Genomic DNA, 17,823 nt, shown 5'->3' on the forward strand with positions numbered 1-17,823 from the left:
ATTTTTTAAAATTTGTAACTAAATGAGGTGTATAGAAAGATCGTCATTAAGCAAAAACGAAAGGTAATTCATGGAAATATTTCACATTGGAGCAGAATGTTACCCCGTGGCAAAAGTGGGTGGTTTAGCCGATGTAATAGGAGCATTGCCAAAATATGAAAACAGCTCAGAAAATCAAGTCCGCGTAGTCATCCCTTGTTATCAAACGGCATTTCGATTAGAAAATGATTTTGAATGTGTTCATTGGGGCAAATTAAAATTAGGAAACTTTAATTTTCCTTTTAGCGTATTGAAAGAATCATCAAATAAATTAGGTTTCGAACTCTATTTAATAGAAATATTGGAACTTTTTGACAGACCCAATATTTATAATTACAGAGATGATATAGAACGGTTTTTATCCTTTCAAATTGCGACATTAGACTGGATTTCAGGACGGAGTTCAATTCCTGATATCATACATTGTCACGATCATCATACTGGTTTAATCCCTTTTATGAAAAAATATTGTCCAAAATATGAAAAGCTAAAAGAGATATCCACACTGATAACCATTCATAACGGTTTGTACCAAGGTATATTTAGTTTTAATAAATTATATTATTTACCTGAATTTGATTTGATTCATGTAAGAGAATTAGAATGGGGAAATTGTATCAATTCCTTGGCCGCAGGAATAAAATGTGCCGATGAAATAACAACTGTTTCGCCAAGCTATCTCAATGAAATAAATAATTCGGATAATGGACTGGAGACATTATTTCAACAGGTTCGCCACAAATCAAAAGGAATTCTTAATGGAATTGATATTGATGTTTGGGACCCCAATAAAGATACAATTCTAGATGTTAATTATTCAATAGAAACTCTGAACGAAGGAAAACAAAAAAATAAAGAGCAGTTGTGCGTGCTTTTCAATATCAATCCATCAAAACCGCTTTTTAGCTTTATTGGGAGATTGTATGATGAAAAAGGAGCTGATTTACTTCCAAAGGTAGTTACATCAGCGTTGACAATATTTAAAGAAGAAATTAATATATTAATTTTAGGAAATGGCGATGTAGAAATAGAAAACCAGCTAACACAATTACGAGCTGTATTTGGTGGAAATTATAATGTTTACATAGGTTATAATGAAGAATTAGCCCATAAAACGTATGCCAGTTCCGATTTTATTTTAATCCCATCACGTGTGGAACCTTGCGGATTAAATCAGATGTATGCTTTGCGATACGGAACAATACCAATAGTGAGAAGAACTGGAGGACTAAAAGACACTGTTACTGATTTCGAAAATAATGGAAATGGAATTTGTCATAATGAAGCTTCTGCTGAGGAGATTTGCAATTCCATACAAAGAGCAGTCGATTTATATAAAAGTAAAGACATTTTCAATCAAATTAGAATCAAAGGAATGAATACAAACCATTCTTGGCAAATTGTCAGCCAAGAATATATAGGATTATATAATTTAATTATTTCAAAGAGATATGAAAGCTAAAAGAAAAAAAGTTATCGCTATTATTTTAGGAGGCGGTCAAGGTTCAAGACTTTATCCCTTAACTGCAAGAAGATCAAAACCAGCGGTCCCGATTGGTGGAAAATACAGATTGGTTGATATTCCAATTTCAAATTGTATGAATTCAGACATCTATAAAATGTTTGTGCTGACACAATTCAATTCAGCTTCTTTGAATGCCCATATTAAGAACACTTACAACTTTAGTATTTTTAGTCAGTCATTTGTTGATATTTTAGCTGCTGAGCAAACACCCGATAATCCAACCTGGTTTCAAGGGACTGCAGATGCAGTAAGACAGTGTATGCCGCACTTTTTAAACCACGAATTTGATTATGCATTAATTCTTTCAGGGGATCAGTTGTATCAGATGGATTTTAATGCAATGCTTGAGGCCCACATCGATGCCGAAGCTGATATTACTATTGCTACTTTACCTGTAAATGACAAAGATGCCCCTGAGTTTGGAATATTGAAAACCAATTCAGAAAGTTGTATTGATTGTTTTATAGAAAAGCCTGCAAAGGAGTTATTACCCGATTGGAAATCGGAGGTTAGCGATGAGATGAAAAGCCAAGGAAAACATTATTTGGCTTCCATGGGAATTTATATTTTTAACAGAAAACTATTAATTGAATTGATGTCTAATCCAGAAACTAAAGATTTTGGAAAAGAAATAATCCCTCAGGCTGTTGGCAATAAAAAACTGCTAAGTTATCAATACGAAGGTTATTGGACAGATATTGGTAATATTGATTCCTTTTTTGAGGCCAACATTGGTTTGACAGATGATATTCCAAAATTCAATTTATTCGATAACGACAATAAAATTTATACTAGACCTCGTTTATTATCGCCTTCCAAGTTTCATAAAACAATGGTAGAAAGGTCATTAATTTCCGAAGGATGTATTATTCATGCCAAAGCAATTACCAAATCTGTTATTGGGAATAGATCTCGAATAGGCGAGGACACAGTAATTCAGCACTGTTATGTAATGGGTAATGATTTTTACCAAAACATTGATGACATTAATGAAGATAACAAAAACGGAATACCATTAATTGGTATAGGTGAAAGATGTTTTATAGATAATGCCATTGTGGACAAAAACTGTAGAATCGGTAATGATGTATACGTAAAAGGAGGCAAGCATTTACCCGATACATCAAACGAATTGTATTGTGTAAAAGAAGGAATTGTGGTAATCCGAAAAGGAGCTATAATTCCAAATAATTTTATTATAAAATAAAATATCTGCTAATAAATAACGAAAATCAGATTTATTTCAACTTGAACTAGCTACACCAAATAGGCAGTACAATTTATTGTACTTCGATTTGGTGTGACTGGCTTTTAGAGAAAACACAATCAATAAGACAAAAGAAAAAGAGTTATTTCTTTAATTTGTTATGTAATTCATAAAAAACAAAGCTTATCGCATCAAATTAATATAATATATATAATTTTTAAAATTAATTTTTGTAAATATTTAATATTTACTAAATTACATGTTCAATTTAACTAATACCATGCAGAACCAAACCCGTATAATTATAGAAAATGTCTTGCCACAACTGAATTGTGGTAGCTTTGCAATCAAAAGAATAATAGGTCAAAAAATACTTGTCTCCGCAGATGTTTTTTCTGATGGACATGATGTAATTCAATGTTGTGTAAAATTCAAACACGAATCTGAAGCAAATTGGCAAGAAGTTCGAATGACACCCACTCATAATGACGAATGGTTTGCTGAATTTCAAGTTGATAAACAAGGGAAATACATCTATTTTGTAGAGGGATGGGTAGACTATGCATTGAACTGGCAGCATGGTACCGAGCGTAAAATCAACGATAATCAATATGTTAAATCCGAACTATTGGAAGGTGCAGAATATGTGCGAGCCATTCTGAATACTGTTGATGCTTCTGAAAATGAGTACCTCAATCGACTCGTTTATTATTTCGCAACAGAATCCGAATATGACAATGCTGTTCGAGAAACTACATCGGAAGAATTGATTCGAATTTTCAAAAAGTACCCAGTACGTTTTTTACAAAATAAATCGATTGATTTAGAAGTATATGTAGATCGAAAAAAAGCATTATTCAGTACTTGGTATGAATTTTTCCCACGTTCAGCATCAGAAGAAGACGGGAAACATGGTACTTTTAAAGATTGTGAAAAATTACTACCTCGAGTTGCCGAAATGGGATTTGACACACTCTATTTCCCTCCAATTCATCCAATTGGTGAAGTGAATAGAAAAGGTAGAAACAATGCCACCAATGCTGAATATGGTGATGTTGGCTCGCCATGGGGAATTGGTTCTCATCACGGTGGACACAAATCCTCCCATCCTGAATTAGGATCAATTGAAGATTTCAAAGAATTGGTTAGAAAAGCTCAAGATTTAGGAATTGAAATAGCGATGGATTATGCCTTACAAGCAGCTCCAGATCATCCTTATGTAAAAGATTTTCCGCAATGGTTCAAATGGAGACCTGATGGAACTGTACAATACGCCGAGAATCCCCCTAAAAAATACCAAGATATTCAACCTATTTATTTTGAGAGTTCGGACTGGAAAAATCTTTGGAAAGAACTATTGGATGTTGCTTTATTTTGGATTGAAGAATGTAATATCAAAATATATAGAGTTGATAATCCACATACAAAACCCTTTTATTTCTGGGGTTGGTTGATATCAGAAATCAAAAAGAAACATCCTGATGTTTTGTTTTTAGCAGAAGCTTTTACACGTCCAAAAATCATGAACGAATTGGCTAAACAAGGTTTTAGTCAATCGTATACTTATTTTACTTGGAGAAATTCTAAAAAAGAATTGACAGAATATGTGGAAGAATTAACCCAATCCGAACAAAAAGAATTTTACAGACCTAATTTTTGGCCCAATACGCCCGACATTAATCCTTTTGCGTTGCAAAATGGAAATGAATCAGTGCATTTGCAAAAATACTTTCTGGCAGCCACATTAAGTTCAAATGTTGGAATTTACGGCCCTGTTTTTGAATATATGGTAAGTACACCAATGGCTCCTGGAAAGGAAGAATACTTAAATTCTGAAAAATACCAATGTTACAAATGGGATTGGAGTATTCAAAACAAACTAACGACCTTAATTACTAAAATCAATACCATTAGAAAAGAACAAATTTCGTTGCAACAAACTAATAATATTGTTTTTTGCAATACCAATAATGAGCAAGTGTTGGCATATTATAAGTTTGATGATGATATGCAAAATGAAACTTTAATGGTTGTAAGCTTAGATGCACATAATATAGGAAAAGCAATGATTCGAATTCCTATAGAAAAAATAGGGAAACAACACATTCAAGTATCAGATTTGATAACTGGAAATAGCTATTCATGGGATAATGAATGGAACTATGTAGAGCTTCCACCCGAATTACCTTTTCATCTATTTAAAATTCAGAAATAATGGTAGATAAAATTAACGAAGCCGAATATCAAAACCCATTTGTATTCCATACAGATTGGAAAGATGCTCTTGAAGACGAAAGTTTTATTAAAATTTTCGCTTCCGATATTTTAGAAAATTACATTATCAATAAAAGATGGTATGGAGGTAAAGCCAGTACCTTAAAATATATTGAGATCGTACATTCTTTTAAAATTTCTTCAAATGACAATACCTATTACGGCGTTTTACTAGAAGTTAATTTTAAGGAAGCATTTTACCAACATTACTTTATGCCTTTGGCGTTTATGTCTGAAGAAGATTTAGACACCAATACAATTATCGCTCCTGTAATTATGAATGAGCAAGAAGGCTATCTGGTCGATGCATTACATCAAGAAGATTTTAGAAAATTGCTTTTTGATAAAATTATTCATTCCAAAAAAAATGAAGATTCAACAGTTACCTTTCATAAAGGAAAAGCGCTGCACACTAAAGAGTATATTTCATCTCATTTTATGGGAGTGGAACAAAGCAATACTTCCATAGTATACAATGACAATCTGGTTTTGAAAATTTTCAGAAGAATTTACATCAGTATGAATCCCGATTATGAAATTAGTCGTTTTCTTACTGAGAGAATGAATTTTAAACATTCCCCGGCATATACAGGAAGCATTAGCATAGTATCGTCCGACGGAAATATCACACTTGGTTTAATGCAGGAATTGGTTCCCAATCAAGGAGATGCATGGAAATATATGCTAGAAGAAGTTGATCGGATTTTTGACAATTTGAATACCAAAAAAATTTCAATCGGTAAACTTCCAGATATTGATTTATTCAAAAGATTGAAATTAAACGATGTCCCTCACGAAATTATTGACTGGGCTGGATTAAATATTTTTCTAAAAATTCAAACCTTGGCGACAAGAACTGCTGAAATGCATATCGCACTAGGAAGTGACATTCATGAAACAGCATTTACACCACTTACATATAATGGTGATTATTCCGTTTGGCTAAAAAACAGATTAACTTATCAGTTTCAAAATCGTTTGAATATTTTAGAAAACAATTTGCATAAATTGGATGGTTTAGCCTTAGAATTAGCCAATAAGTTTTTGGATCATAAAAAAGAAATTAGAAAAGCTTTCCTTGATTTTGACTGGACACAAATGAAATCAGAAAGGATTCGTATTCATGGCGATTATCACTTAGGCCAGGTTTTAGTGAATGGTGATGATTTTTATATTCTTGATTTTGAAGGAGAACCCGAAAGTACTATTCGAGATCGAAAAGTAAAACAGCCCCCATTAAAAGATGTCGCAGGAATGTTTCGCTCTTTCCATTATGCCATTTATGCCACTATCTTCAATAGTAATGATAAATATCCATATGAACAAAATGAACTTTTTCAAGCTGGAGAAATTTTATACAAATATTTTGTAGGTGTTTTTCTTAATACCTACACAGAAGTCGCTCAAGGGGGGAATCTAAATATTGGGTATCAAAAAGAAATAGATTTTTTATTACGATATTGTCTTTTGGAAAAAGCGATCTATGAATTGGGTTATGAATTAAATTCAAGACCTCGATGGTCTGTAATTCCTCTGAGGGGAATTGCCAGTATAATGAATTTTTAATAGAAATAAGTTGATTACAATTTCAACAAAAAAATAAAAACACAAAAATGAACAAAGTACAAACCTATTCGCTTTTTACAGATTTTGACATTGATTTATTCAAAGCGGGGAAACATTTTAGACTTTACGAAAAATTAGGCGCACATCTTATTGAAGTTGATGGAGTAAAAGGAGTTTATTTTGCTGTATGGGCACCATCGGCTAGAACAGTTTCCGTTATCGGTGATTTTAATTTCTGGATTCAAGGAGAACATGAATTGCAAGTGCGCTGGGATTCATCTGGTATTTGGGAAGGATTTATTCCTGGAATACAAAAAGGAACAACTTATAAATACAAGATACAATCTAATAACGGCGGAATAATTACCGAAAAAGCTGATCCTTTTGCCTTTTATTGTGAAAAACCACCACATACAGCCTCAGTTGTTTGGGGACTTGATCATAAGTGGAAAGATAGCAAGTGGATGAAAACCCGTAAAGAGCATAATGATCTAGATAAACCTTATTCGGTTTATGAAGTTCATTTGGGTTCATGGAAAAGACATGGTGAAGAGAATAGATTTTTGACTTACTTGGAATTTGCTGATGAATTGGTAAAATATGTAAAAGAAACTGGATTTACACACGTCGAGTTTATGCCGGTTATGGAATATCCGTACGACCCATCTTGGGGCTATCAATTAGTAGGTTATTTTGCACCAACATCCCGTTTTGGAGAACCTCAGGATTTTATGGTTCTAGTTGACAAATTACATCAAGCTGGAATTGGCGTAATTCTAGATTGGGTTCCTTCTCATTTTCCAGATGATGCTCATGGGTTAGGTTTTTTTGATGGTTCCAATTTATTTGAGCATCCTGACCGTAGAAAAGGGTATCATCCTGACTGGAAAAGTTTGGTTTTTAATTATGGTCGAAATGAAGTTCGTTCCTTTTTAATCAGTAATGCGCTTTTTTGGCTGCAACATTATCATATTGATGGACTTAGAGTAGATGCCGTTGCTTCGATGTTGTATTTGGATTATTCCAGAGAAGAAGGGGAGTGGGAACCTAATATTTATGGCGGAAGAGAGAACTTGGACACTATTAGTTTTTTAAAAGACTTCAATGAGGCTGTTTATGCAAATTATGAAGGAGTGCAAACAATAGCTGAAGAAAGCACTTCTTTTCCAATGGTTTCCAGACCGACTTTTATGGGTGGATTGGGTTTTGGAATGAAATGGATGATGGGTTGGATGCACGATACATTAGAATATTTTCAAAAAGAAACTGTTTATAGAAAATACCATCAAAATGATTTGACATTCTCGATGACTTATACCTATACTGAGAATTTTATGCTGCCTCTTTCACATGACGAAGTGGTTTATGGCAAAAAATCTATTCTAGGTAGAATGCCCGGAGACGAATGGCAAAAATTTGCAAATCTGCGACTACTATACGGCTATATGTTTACACATCCAGGAACCAAATTATTATTTATGGGAGCGGAATTTGGACAAAGCAGCGAATGGAATTTCGAAAGCAGTTTAGATTGGCATTTATTGCAATATCCCTTCCATAATGGTATAAAATTAGTGATTACCAAGCTTAATGAATTGTACAAAACAGAGCCAGCTTTGCATGAAAAACAATTTAGTCAAGAAGGTTTCGAGTGGATTAATTATTCAGATCATGAGAATGCAGTGATGTCTTTTATTCGAAAAGGAAACAATCCTAAAGATGATTTAATAGTTGTCCTCAATTTTACTCAGGTAGTACGAGAAAATTACCGAATAGGTTTGCCAAAAGCAGGTAAACTTGTGGAAATTTTCAATAGTGATGACATTGACTTTGGTGGTAGTGGGATTAAAAATACTAAAAAACTAAGCATAGAAACCAATCCTTATGATGGAAAAGAATATTCTACTGCTTTATTACTTCCTCCGCTAAGCGTAATCATTTTTAAAATATCATAGATTTAAAAAATAAAGTAACACCGATTCAATAAATATTATTTTTATTCAATAGGTGTTTTCTTTTTTAATAATAAAAGGAAAGTTGAAACTTTTAACTATAATTGTATAAATATAAAACGAATACAAAGTTGCATTTTTGTATAGATATTTAAAAATTAGATCATGAAAAAATATTTATTAATGAGTGTAGTTGTAATTGGTTTATCCTATTCTTGCGCCACTAACCCGATTACAGGAAAGAAAGAACTTAATTTTGTTTCAAACAGTGAATTATTCCCATCTTCTTTTCAACAATATGGAACTTTTTTGAAGGGGAATAAAATAATTTCTGGAACTGCTGATGCACAAAAGGTAGAAACAGTTGGATTAAAGATTAAAAGAGCTGCAGAAAAATATTTAGCCTATCTGGGACAATCTGGATATCTGAATGGTTATCAATGGGAATACAAGTTAATTGATAATAAAGAAGTTAATGCTTGGTGTATGCCTGGAGGAAAAATCGTTGTGTATTCAGGTATTTTACCAATAACTAAAGATGAAGCTGGTTTAGCAACAGTCTTGGGACATGAGGTTTCTCATGCCTTGGCAAATCATGGAGCACAAAGAATGAGTGCCTCACAATTACAAGAATTGGGTGCCGTAGGAGTTGCAGTTGCTACAGGTCAACAATCTGCTGAAAAGCAACAAATGTGGCAACAATATTATGGATTGGGTTCACAAGTGGGAGTAATGCTACCATTTAGCAGAAGTCATGAAAGCGAAGCCGATAAAATTGGACTTACTTTGATGGCTATTGCAGGTTACAATCCAGATGATGCTATTGTTTTTTGGAAAAGAATGGCTTCACAGCCTGGAGGGCAATCACCACCGGAATTTCTTAGTACACACCCTTCTGATGCTACGAGAATGGCGAATTTACAAGTATTGATTCCTGAAGCAAAAGCTACTGCAGCAAAAGTTAATGCTGCTTATAAATAATTATCAAGTTTAATTAATTGAGTTTTTAGAACTATTTAAGCTATTCTTTTTAGGAGTAGCTTTTTTTGCGAATCATATTGAAAACAATATTAGTAATAATTTATTGTTGAAAAATTAATGTATGAAAAAGTGCTGTTTTTGGTCATACCAACCAAAAAATAAATAAATTCGCAAATAAAAAAAAGATATATGGCAGATTTAGCAAAAGGAAGCAAAAAGTTATTGAACGCATGGGCATTTTACGATTGGGCAAATTCTGTTTACACACTCACAATTGCTTCGGCTGTATTTCCAATATTTTATGAGGCTTTATTTTCAAATCGTGATCATTACATTGATGTTTTTGGACTTCATTTGAAAAATTCGGCTTTAATTAGTTTTATTACAGCAGCTGCATTTTTAGTTATTTGCTTTATTTCTCCTCTACTATCGGGTATAGCTGATTATGTTGGTAATAAAAAATCATTTATGAAATTTTTTTGTTACGTAGGTTCATTATCCTGTATGGGATTGTACTGGTTTAATCTTGAAAATATTTATATTGGACTAGCATTTTATTTTTTAGGATTAATAGGTTATTGGGGAAGTTTAGTTTTCTATAATTCATATTTGCCAGATATTGCTTTTGTAGAGCAGCAAGATAAAATTAGTGCCAAAGGTTATTCATTAGGCTATATAGGAAGTGTGCTTTTATTGGTCATCAATTTAGCGATGATTATGAAACCTAGCTTGTTTTATATTTCAGGAATTCCAGAAGTAGCAAGAGATAATGCTATGCGTTATTCTTTTATAATGGTAGGAGTGTGGTGGATATTATTCAGTCAATATACCTATTATTATTTGCCAAAAGGAAATAAAAATGTCAATAGCAAATTAACTAAGTCGATTGTTTTTAACGGATTCAAAGAATTGAAAAAGGTTTGGTTTTTATTAAATGAAAATATTGCGTTGAGACGGTATTTAGGAGGATTTTTTGTCTCCAGTATGGGAGTACAAACTGTAATGTTGGTTGCTACTTATTTTGGTGCACAGGAAATTCAATGGTCATCAAAAGAAGAAAGTACCATTGGATTAATTATTTGTATCTTACTTATACAATTAGTAGCTGTTGCTGGAGCAATTTTGACATCAAGAGCGTCGGCAAAATTTGGAAATATTCCAACCTTAATTGCAATTAATAGTGTTTGGGCCGTATTTTGTGGCCTTGCATTTTTTATAACACTGCCTATGCATTTTTATATTATGGCAACAGTTGCAGGATTTGTAATGGGAGGAATTCAATCTTTGTCACGTTCCACATATTCAAAATTATTACCTGATACTGATGATACTACTTCCTTCTTTAGTTTTTATGATGTTGCTGAGAAAATAGGAATCGTAATTGGGATGTGTGTTTATGGCATTATTGATCAAATAACAGGAAGCCCGAGAATGGCAATTGTTATTTTGGCTGTCTTTTTTGTTATTAGTGTCTTTTTATTGAGACGTGTTCCCCAAAAGAGGACTAGTAATTTATAAACTATTAGTGTCAAAAGTTTATAGATTTCGACAACAGATTATTTTTTTGGACAGAGATCACAAAAAAATTACCGCATATTCATAGATTACACAAAATCTACGAATCTGCGGAAATTTTTTACAAACTATAATTTGCAATTTTTTTATTACATTTTTACAATCTCACCAGAGCCGCTCACCTTGGTGTCTTTGATATCAGGATTACCTTTATAACTTATGTTTCCAGAACCCGAAACTCTTGCAATTAAACTCTCAATGCAATTTACCTTCATATCACCCGACCCAGAAATTGTTAAATTTGATTTTTTGGCAATTAAATTAGCTGCGTCAACATCTCCAGAACCCGATATTTTGAAAGTAAAATTATCTGAATTTCCAGTCAAAACTACATCTCCGGAACCACTTATATTTGCTTCAAAATCAGTAGTTTTAACATCTAAAGTCATATCACCGGAGCCTGATAATTTAGCAACGAATTTAGAACCAACTATAGTGTTTTTGGATTTAAGATCTCCTGAACCAGATAACGAAACTAAACTTATTTGATCAAATGGCACAGTTAGGATAATATTTTTGTTCGTACTAATATTTATATTCTTGTCAGTATAAATTTTCAACACATTTCCTTCGACTTCCACTTTTATATAAGGAAGTAAATTTCCCTCTCCCTTAATGGATATTGTGCCCTCAGCGCCAGAAACCAAAAGCACATCAAAAAAGCCAGAAACATTTATTTCGTCATATCCTGCTGTCATTCGTTTCTCGGTAACTACTTTTCCGTTTCCTTTTACTTTTTTATTTGACCATTGTGCATTTGCAATTGTTGTAAAAAACAAAGCGCTAAAAATGATTACTAGAATTGAATTTTTCATTTTTTATTGATTAAAATTATTGATTGATTTTGAACTTGATAATATGATTGAAACTCCTATTGAACTTCCTTTTTATACAATTTCACATTGCCATAATCAGAAGTGATTGAAATTTTATTTTCACCTTTTTTCTTAAAAAAACCACTAATTCTTTTAGTATAATTGGTTTCTTCTTTTGAATTCACGCTCAACTCATTGTCATATTTAAAATCGCCATATCTTACCGATATATCAAAATCAAAAACATAATTTGGCTGGAAACCAATATCTACACCTGTATATCCGGCTACAATATTTATATTATTGGCTTTCGCTTGAATGGCATCAATTGAAATGTTACTATATTTTGTATTTAATTTCAATTGATTAGAAAGTGAACCAATATCAATAGTCAAATAATTTCCATTTCCATCCAATGAATTGAGTTTATTAATTTTGACACTCCCGTATTTACTGTTGTATTTTACATCATTGCCTTCGTTAATCTCAATTTCAGAATAATCGGAAAGTAAATCAAGCTTAGTTACTTCATTCATTTTCAATCCTGAATATTTAGAGGTAATCGCCCCACTTTTCAAATATTCAATAGTTGAATTAGAGCAATATCCAATATAGATTGTATTGCTGTTTCCGTTTAATTTGCCCAAATTAATTTTCCCATATTTACAATTAATATCAGTTGTGGAAAATAGATCCGTACTGTTAATATTTCCGTACTTGTTATTCAGTTTTACGGTTCCGTTTTTCGGGATTTTAATGGTGTAATTGATTTCAAAATTATTGTTTCTTCCATTGTTTTTGATACTGGTACTTGTAAAAACCGTTTTGGCGGTAACCATGCTTTTTAAACCAATAAAATCCACATCAATTCCCGCTAATTTTTCGTTTACCCATTTTTCATTATCACCACTAACCTTAATGAAGACTTCAATTTCTATTTTATCCTCATTCCATGTAGTGACGAAAATACTTCCATAAGAATTTTCAATATTGATTCCAGCGTCACTATTTACGACATAAGCTTTGCTGATGTTTTTTTGCTTTGTGAAAGTAAAATCATCATTCGAAAATCCTAAAAAAGGAATTAAAAATAATAATATCAGTATGTTATATTGTTTTTTCATCATTTAATTTTTTTAGTTTTTCTGTTTCTTCAATATGATGCAAAACATTTTGCAAAAATGAAATTCTGGTTTGTAAATTACTAATCATGGCATAAATAATGGGTTTGCTTTCACCATTTGCTTCCAATTCATGTTTGATTTTTTCATAATCGCTATCCAGCGATTTCATCTGTTGCAATGCATCACTAATTATTTTCTCATTCTCGGGTGATTTCTTGGCTTTAATCTGATCTAACTGATGTTCAATCAAAACTGTAAAAATCGAATCGGTTTGCTTGGTTTCTTTAGAGGCAAATTTTAATTCTTTCGGTTTTTCATTGTTCGTATAAAACATTGTAATTCCTAACATAACAACCACAGATGCAGCTATGGCATAGATAAATCCAAAATTCCTTTTTCTTTTTTTAAGGGTTAATTTTTCTGAAAACCGATTTTTATGTTGGCTATCCATTTCATGAACATCCCATTGATTTTCTAAATTTTCAAATAATTGATCTAATTTTTCATTTTTCATTTTCATATCTCATTTAATTTTTTTCTTAAACTTTCTTTAGCTCTGCTCAATGTTGTTCTACAATTGGCATAACTAATTTTAAGAATTTCGCTTATTTCTTCTTGATCATAACCCTCAATATAGAATAAAGTAAGAACCATGCTGTAATTGTATTTTAAGGACTGAATGGCGTCCAAAACCTGTTTGACTTTTAAATTATTAAAATCTAATTTCTCTTCCCAATCATTATCTGATTCTTCTAGTTTATAAAGTGTTTTTTCAAAATCTTCTGTTTTAAATTGATTATTCTTTTTGTAAAAATCAATACTGTAATTGACTATAATTCGTTTCAACCAAGCGCCGAAGGCTACTTCTTGCTTGAAATCATTTATTTTGGTAAATGCTTTCAAAAAGCCTTCTTGCATGACGTCTTCGGCAAAATGCTCGTCTTTCACAATTCGATAGGCCACATTATACATCGCCTTGCAATAGCGATTATAAATCTCAAATTGTGCTTTCTGATTGTTCTCTTTGCAAAGCGAAATTAATTCTTCGATATTTTGACTGGTCAGATTCAATTAAATAGTTATGATTTGTAGTAAAGACATGAAAGTTTTTGGTTTGTTACAGTTTGTGATTTTTTTTCGATAATTAAAAAAAACTAATATTTAAGTTCAAAAAAAACATAATAACATTATTTTTAGTAATAAAAATAATGTTATTTTTGACTTATAAATATAAAACCAATTTATGAAAAAATTTACAACTTCGTTTTTATTAACGTTTTTAATAACGTTCTCTTTTATCGCATGCACTAATAATTCTTCAGATGATGATTCAACTACCGAAAATTCGACTGGGGATTATTGGCCAACAACGGTAGATAATAATTGGGTTTTCACTCAAAATGGGGAAGAAACCAATATAAAAATAATAGGTATTGATGAAATAGATGGTGCAAAATATTATAAGTTTGATCAAATGATTGGTGCTACGTCTTCAATTGGTGCACAAGGTTCAGTATGGCTTAAGAAAAATAATGGCGATTATTACATTAAAATGGGGGAAATTAATATTGATTATGCTGGTTATACTGGTAAGATGACAGGATATCAATTTATTTTTTTTAAAGATTATTTGGAAGTTAATCAAACTTGGAGTGGCACATATTCAAATACTACAAGTTATAATATTCCAAATTTCCCAGCGATGGTAACAACTGTAAATTATACTGGAAAAATTTTAGAAAGAGGATCTACTTTAATGGTAAATACTATAAATTATAAAGATGTGATCAAATTTAGTTTTACGCAAAAAGCTTCTATTACCGGACAAGCTAGTTCTGAAACTGTAACAAATTATTGGATTGCTAAAAATGTTGGTGTAATAAAGATGGAAACTAATGGGGCTGTCTGTGAACTTAAATCATATGTTATAAAATAACATGTTAAAAATTTAAATCAAAAACCCAAAATTATTTTTTGGGTTTTTTTATGCTTTTTATTTATAGCCATTCCTTTAATTTTTATACTTAAACAAAATAATAAAAATCTTGAGTATCGATTAATACCTTTTGGCATAATGATTGCCTTATTTTATAGCTCAATATTATACTGTATTTATACATCGATATTAGCCCAAAATATTGTTGCGATACCTTATATTTGCGTTCCGATTTAAAAAATTAATGACAAAAAGACTTAAATACTACTATGTCAAATCATAAAATACTTACTATTGACAATCTGTCACTTCAAGAATTTGATTCTGAAGCCGAATTAATTCCATTATTGACTCCAGAAGATGAGGAAGAAATGAATAACGAAGAATTACCCGATTCTTTACCTATTTTACCTTTACGCAATACGGTTTTATTCCCTGGAGTAGTTATTCCTATTTCGGCAGGAAGAGACAAATCAATCAAATTGATTAATGATGCTAATGCTGCCGGAAAAGTAATTGGAGTAGTGGCTCAAATCAATGAAGAGGATGAAGATCCTTCATTTGATGATGTTCATAAAATTGGCACTGTAGCCCGTATTCTTCGCGTTTTAAAAATGCCTGATGGTAATGTTACGGTTATCCTTCAAGGAAAAAAGCGTTTTGAATTGGCCGAAATGGTTTCAGAAGAGCCTTATTTAAAAGCTAAAATTAAAGAGGTACCAGAAAAAAGACCAGCTAAAAAAGATTCTGAGTTTAATGCTATCATTGACTCTGTAAAAGAATTGGCTGTTCAAATTATAAATGAAAGTCCGAATATTCCTTCAGAAGCTACTTTTGCAATAAAAAATATTGGAAGTCCATCCTTTTTGATCAGTTTTGTTTCTTCAAACATGAACTTATCTGTAAAAGAAAAACAAGATTTGTTGTCAATCAATGGATTAAAAGACCGCGCATTGGAAACTTTGCGTTATATGAATGTGGAGTTGCAAAAACTAGAATTGAAGAATGATATTCAATCCAAAGTTCGTTTTGACTTAGACCAACAGCAAAGAGAATATTTCCTGCACCAGCAAATGAAAACCATTCAAGAAGAATTGGGAGGCGTTTCGCAGGAAGAAGAAATGGACGAAATGAGTCTGAAAGCCAAAACCAAAAAATGGGACGAAAAAACGCAAAAACATTTCGAAAAAGAATTGTCTAAAATGCGTAGAATGAATCCACAAGCTCCTGATTTTGGTATTCAAAGAAATTATTTAGAATTGTTTTTAGAATTGCCTTGGGGCGAATTTTCTAAAGATAATTTTGATTTGAAACATGCTCAAAAAGTATTAGACAAAGATCATTTTGGTTTAGAAGATGTCAAAAAGAGAATGATTGAACATTTGGCTGTACTTAAATTGAGAAATGACATGAAGTCACCAATCATTTGTCTAACAGGACCTCCAGGAGTTGGAAAAACTTCTATCGGTAAATCTGTTGCCGAAGCATTGGGAAGAGAATATGTACGTATCTCATTGGGAGGTTTACGCGATGAAGCCGAAATTCGCGGTCATAGAAAAACCTATATTGGAGCTATGCCGGGAAGAATTATTCAGAGTTTAAAAAAAGCAGGAACATCAAATCCTGTGTTTGTTTTGGATGAAATAGACAAACTGTCTTCAAGCCATAATGGAGATCCATCTTCTGCATTATTGGAAGTTTTAGATCCAGAACAAAACAGTTCATTTTATGATAATTTCCTTGAAATGGGTTACGATTTATCTAAAGTGATGTTTATTGCCACTTCCAATAATATGTCAGCAATTCAACCTGCATTAGTTGACCGTATGGAAGTAATCAAAATGTCAGGATATACCATTGAAGAAAAAGTAGAAATTGCAAGAAAACATTTGTTTTCAAAACAATTAGCTGCACACGGATTGAAGCCCAAAGATTTGAGTATTGGCAAAAAACAATTGGAAAAAATTGTAGAAGGTTATACTCGTGAATCGGGTGTTCGTGGATTGGAAAACAAAATTGCACAAATCGTTCGTAATGCTGCCAAATCAGTAGCCATGGAGGAGGATTACAATAAAAAAGTAACCGATGAAGATATTATAAAAGTTCTGGGCGTACCAAGATTAGAACGTGACAAATACGAAAACAATGAAGTTGCTGGTGTTGTTACAGGATTAGCTTGGACCAGTGTTGGTGGTGATATTCTATTTATTGAATCATTACTTTCGCCTGGAAAAGGAACAATGACTATTACCGGGAATTTAGGAACCGTAATGAAAGAATCGGCTACTATTGCTCTCGAGTACATTAAAGCCAATGCCGAATTAATGGGATTGAATCCAGAAATACTGACTAAATACAACATTCATTTACATGTTCCAGAAGGCGCAACTCCTAAAGATGGTCCAAGTGCCGGTATCGCAATGCTGACATCGTTAGTTTCTTTATTTACTCAAAAAAGAGTAAAGAAAAACCTAGCAATGACAGGAGAAATCACTTTGAGGGGAAAAGTATTGCCAGTTGGCGGTATCAAAGAAAAAATATTGGCTGCAAAAAGAGCTAATATCAAAGAAATCATCCTTTGTCATGAAAACAAAAGTGATATCGATGAAATCAAACCTGAATATTTAGAAGGTCTTACGTTTCATTATGTGAAGGAAATGAACGAAGTTCTAGAAATTGCTATTACTAAAGACAAAGTTAAAAACGCAAAAGACTTGAAATAATTTTTTAAAAAAAATCATTCCGATAGCTTTCGGGATTAAAATTCCAAATTCCAAATCTGAATCAAATCAGAGCCATTGGAATTTGGAATTTGATTTTTATGCTTTT

The 17,823-nt window shown here is 32.2% G+C and carries 13 protein-coding genes; 9 read left to right on the forward strand and 4 right to left on the reverse strand.

Annotated elements, in window-relative coordinates; translation table 11 throughout:
- Positions 1-70 precede the first annotated feature (70 nt).
- The 7 genes from KZH69_RS15425 (at position 71) to KZH69_RS15455 (ending at position 11,062) form a co-directional block, all read left to right on the forward strand.
- Positions 71-1,501 (forward strand): glycogen synthase, encoded by a 1,431-nt coding sequence (locus KZH69_RS15425; RefSeq protein WP_219318372.1) that lies wholly within the window; start codon positions 71-73, stop codon positions 1,499-1,501.
- On the forward strand, positions 1,491-2,771 hold the full coding sequence (locus KZH69_RS15430; RefSeq protein WP_219318373.1) for a glucose-1-phosphate adenylyltransferase: 1,281 nt from the start codon (positions 1,491-1,493) through the stop codon (positions 2,769-2,771). The genes KZH69_RS15425 and KZH69_RS15430 overlap by 11 nt, the downstream gene beginning before the upstream one ends.
- A gap of 280 nt (positions 2,772-3,051) precedes the next feature.
- Positions 3,052-4,986, forward strand: coding sequence for an alpha-1,4-glucan--maltose-1-phosphate maltosyltransferase (locus KZH69_RS15435; RefSeq protein WP_219318374.1), 1,935 nt, complete (start codon positions 3,052-3,054; stop codon positions 4,984-4,986).
- Positions 4,986-6,611: a maltokinase N-terminal cap-like domain-containing protein gene (locus tag KZH69_RS15440; protein ID WP_219318375.1), complete on the forward strand. Its 1,626-nt coding sequence runs from the start codon at positions 4,986-4,988 to the stop codon at positions 6,609-6,611. The genes KZH69_RS15435 and KZH69_RS15440 overlap by 1 nt, the downstream gene beginning before the upstream one ends.
- A gap of 47 nt (positions 6,612-6,658) precedes the next feature.
- Positions 6,659-8,566: a 1,4-alpha-glucan branching protein GlgB gene (gene glgB / locus KZH69_RS15445; RefSeq protein ID WP_219318376.1), complete on the forward strand. Its 1,908-nt coding sequence runs from the start codon at positions 6,659-6,661 to the stop codon at positions 8,564-8,566.
- Positions 8,567-8,728: 162 nt separating this feature from the next.
- Positions 8,729-9,544 carry a M48 family metallopeptidase gene (locus tag KZH69_RS15450; RefSeq protein ID WP_219318377.1) on the forward strand — a complete coding sequence of 272 codons (816 nt, stop codon included), beginning with the start codon at positions 8,729-8,731 and terminating at the stop codon, positions 9,542-9,544.
- Between the two features lie 189 nt (positions 9,545-9,733).
- Complete coding sequence (locus KZH69_RS15455; RefSeq protein ID WP_219318378.1) at positions 9,734-11,062, forward strand: MFS transporter; 1,329 nt, start codon at positions 9,734-9,736, stop codon at positions 11,060-11,062.
- Positions 11,063-11,208: 146 nt separating this feature from the next.
- On the opposite strand, the gene KZH69_RS15460 is transcribed toward KZH69_RS15455, so the two are convergent.
- Genes KZH69_RS15460 through KZH69_RS15475 form a run of 4 tightly spaced genes read right to left on the reverse strand, consistent with a single transcriptional unit; the run spans position 11,209 to position 14,129 of the window.
- Positions 11,209-11,934, reverse strand: coding sequence for a head GIN domain-containing protein (locus KZH69_RS15460; protein ID WP_219318379.1), 726 nt, complete (start codon positions 11,932-11,934; stop codon positions 11,209-11,211).
- 56 nt (positions 11,935-11,990) lie between these two features.
- Positions 11,991-13,058 carry a DUF4097 family beta strand repeat-containing protein gene (locus KZH69_RS15465; RefSeq protein WP_219318380.1) on the reverse strand — a complete coding sequence of 356 codons (1,068 nt, stop codon included), beginning with the start codon at positions 13,056-13,058 and terminating at the stop codon, positions 11,991-11,993.
- Positions 13,042-13,572 (reverse strand): anti-sigma factor, encoded by a 531-nt coding sequence (locus tag KZH69_RS15470; protein ID WP_255558144.1) that lies wholly within the window; start codon positions 13,570-13,572, stop codon positions 13,042-13,044. The genes KZH69_RS15465 and KZH69_RS15470 overlap by 17 nt, the downstream gene beginning before the upstream one ends.
- A 2-nt stretch (positions 13,573-13,574) precedes the next feature.
- The gene (locus tag KZH69_RS15475; RefSeq protein ID WP_219318382.1) at positions 13,575-14,129 is read right to left on the reverse strand and encodes an RNA polymerase sigma factor; all 555 of its coding nucleotides are present in this window, start codon (positions 14,127-14,129) and stop codon (positions 13,575-13,577) included.
- Between the two features lie 172 nt (positions 14,130-14,301).
- Between KZH69_RS15475 and KZH69_RS15480 the strand changes: the two genes are divergently transcribed.
- A complete protein-coding gene (locus KZH69_RS15480) occupies positions 14,302-14,994 on the forward strand; it encodes a hypothetical protein (protein ID WP_219318383.1) in 693 nt (230 codons plus the stop codon).
- A 269-nt stretch (positions 14,995-15,263) separates the two neighbouring features.
- Positions 15,264-17,717, forward strand: a complete 2,454-nt coding sequence (lon, locus tag KZH69_RS15485; protein WP_219318384.1) for an endopeptidase La — start codon at positions 15,264-15,266, stop codon at positions 17,715-17,717.
- Positions 17,718-17,823 lie beyond the last annotated feature (106 nt).

It is taken from the genome of Flavobacterium taihuense (assembly GCF_019351435.1).
In the GTDB taxonomy this organism is placed as follows: Bacteria; Bacteroidota; Bacteroidia; order Flavobacteriales; family Flavobacteriaceae; genus Flavobacterium; species Flavobacterium taihuense.

Coding starts and splice junctions, on each gene's coding strand:
- KZH69_RS15425 (WP_219318372.1), top strand. CDS start 71: ATGGAAATATTTCACATTGGAGCAGAATGTTACCCCGTGGCAAAAGTG.
- glgB (WP_219318376.1), top strand. CDS start 6,659: ATGAACAAAGTACAAACCTATTCGCTTTTTACAGATTTTGACATTGAT.
- lon (WP_219318384.1), top strand. CDS start 15,264: ATGTCAAATCATAAAATACTTACTATTGACAATCTGTCACTTCAAGAA.
- KZH69_RS15460 (WP_219318379.1), bottom strand. CDS start 11,934: ATGAAAAATTCAATTCTAGTAATCATTTTTAGCGCTTTGTTTTTTACA.
- KZH69_RS15430 (WP_219318373.1), top strand. CDS start 1,491: ATGAAAGCTAAAAGAAAAAAAGTTATCGCTATTATTTTAGGAGGCGGT.
- KZH69_RS15435 (WP_219318374.1), top strand. CDS start 3,052: ATGCAGAACCAAACCCGTATAATTATAGAAAATGTCTTGCCACAACTG.
- KZH69_RS15455 (WP_219318378.1), top strand. CDS start 9,734: ATGGCAGATTTAGCAAAAGGAAGCAAAAAGTTATTGAACGCATGGGCA.
- KZH69_RS15450 (WP_219318377.1), top strand. CDS start 8,729: ATGAAAAAATATTTATTAATGAGTGTAGTTGTAATTGGTTTATCCTAT.
- KZH69_RS15470 (WP_255558144.1), bottom strand. CDS start 13,572: ATGAAAAATGAAAAATTAGATCAATTATTTGAAAATTTAGAAAATCAA.
- KZH69_RS15440 (WP_219318375.1), top strand. CDS start 4,986: ATGGTAGATAAAATTAACGAAGCCGAATATCAAAACCCATTTGTATTC.
- KZH69_RS15465 (WP_219318380.1), bottom strand. CDS start 13,058: ATGAAAAAACAATATAACATACTGATATTATTATTTTTAATTCCTTTT.
- KZH69_RS15480 (WP_219318383.1), top strand. CDS start 14,302: ATGAAAAAATTTACAACTTCGTTTTTATTAACGTTTTTAATAACGTTC.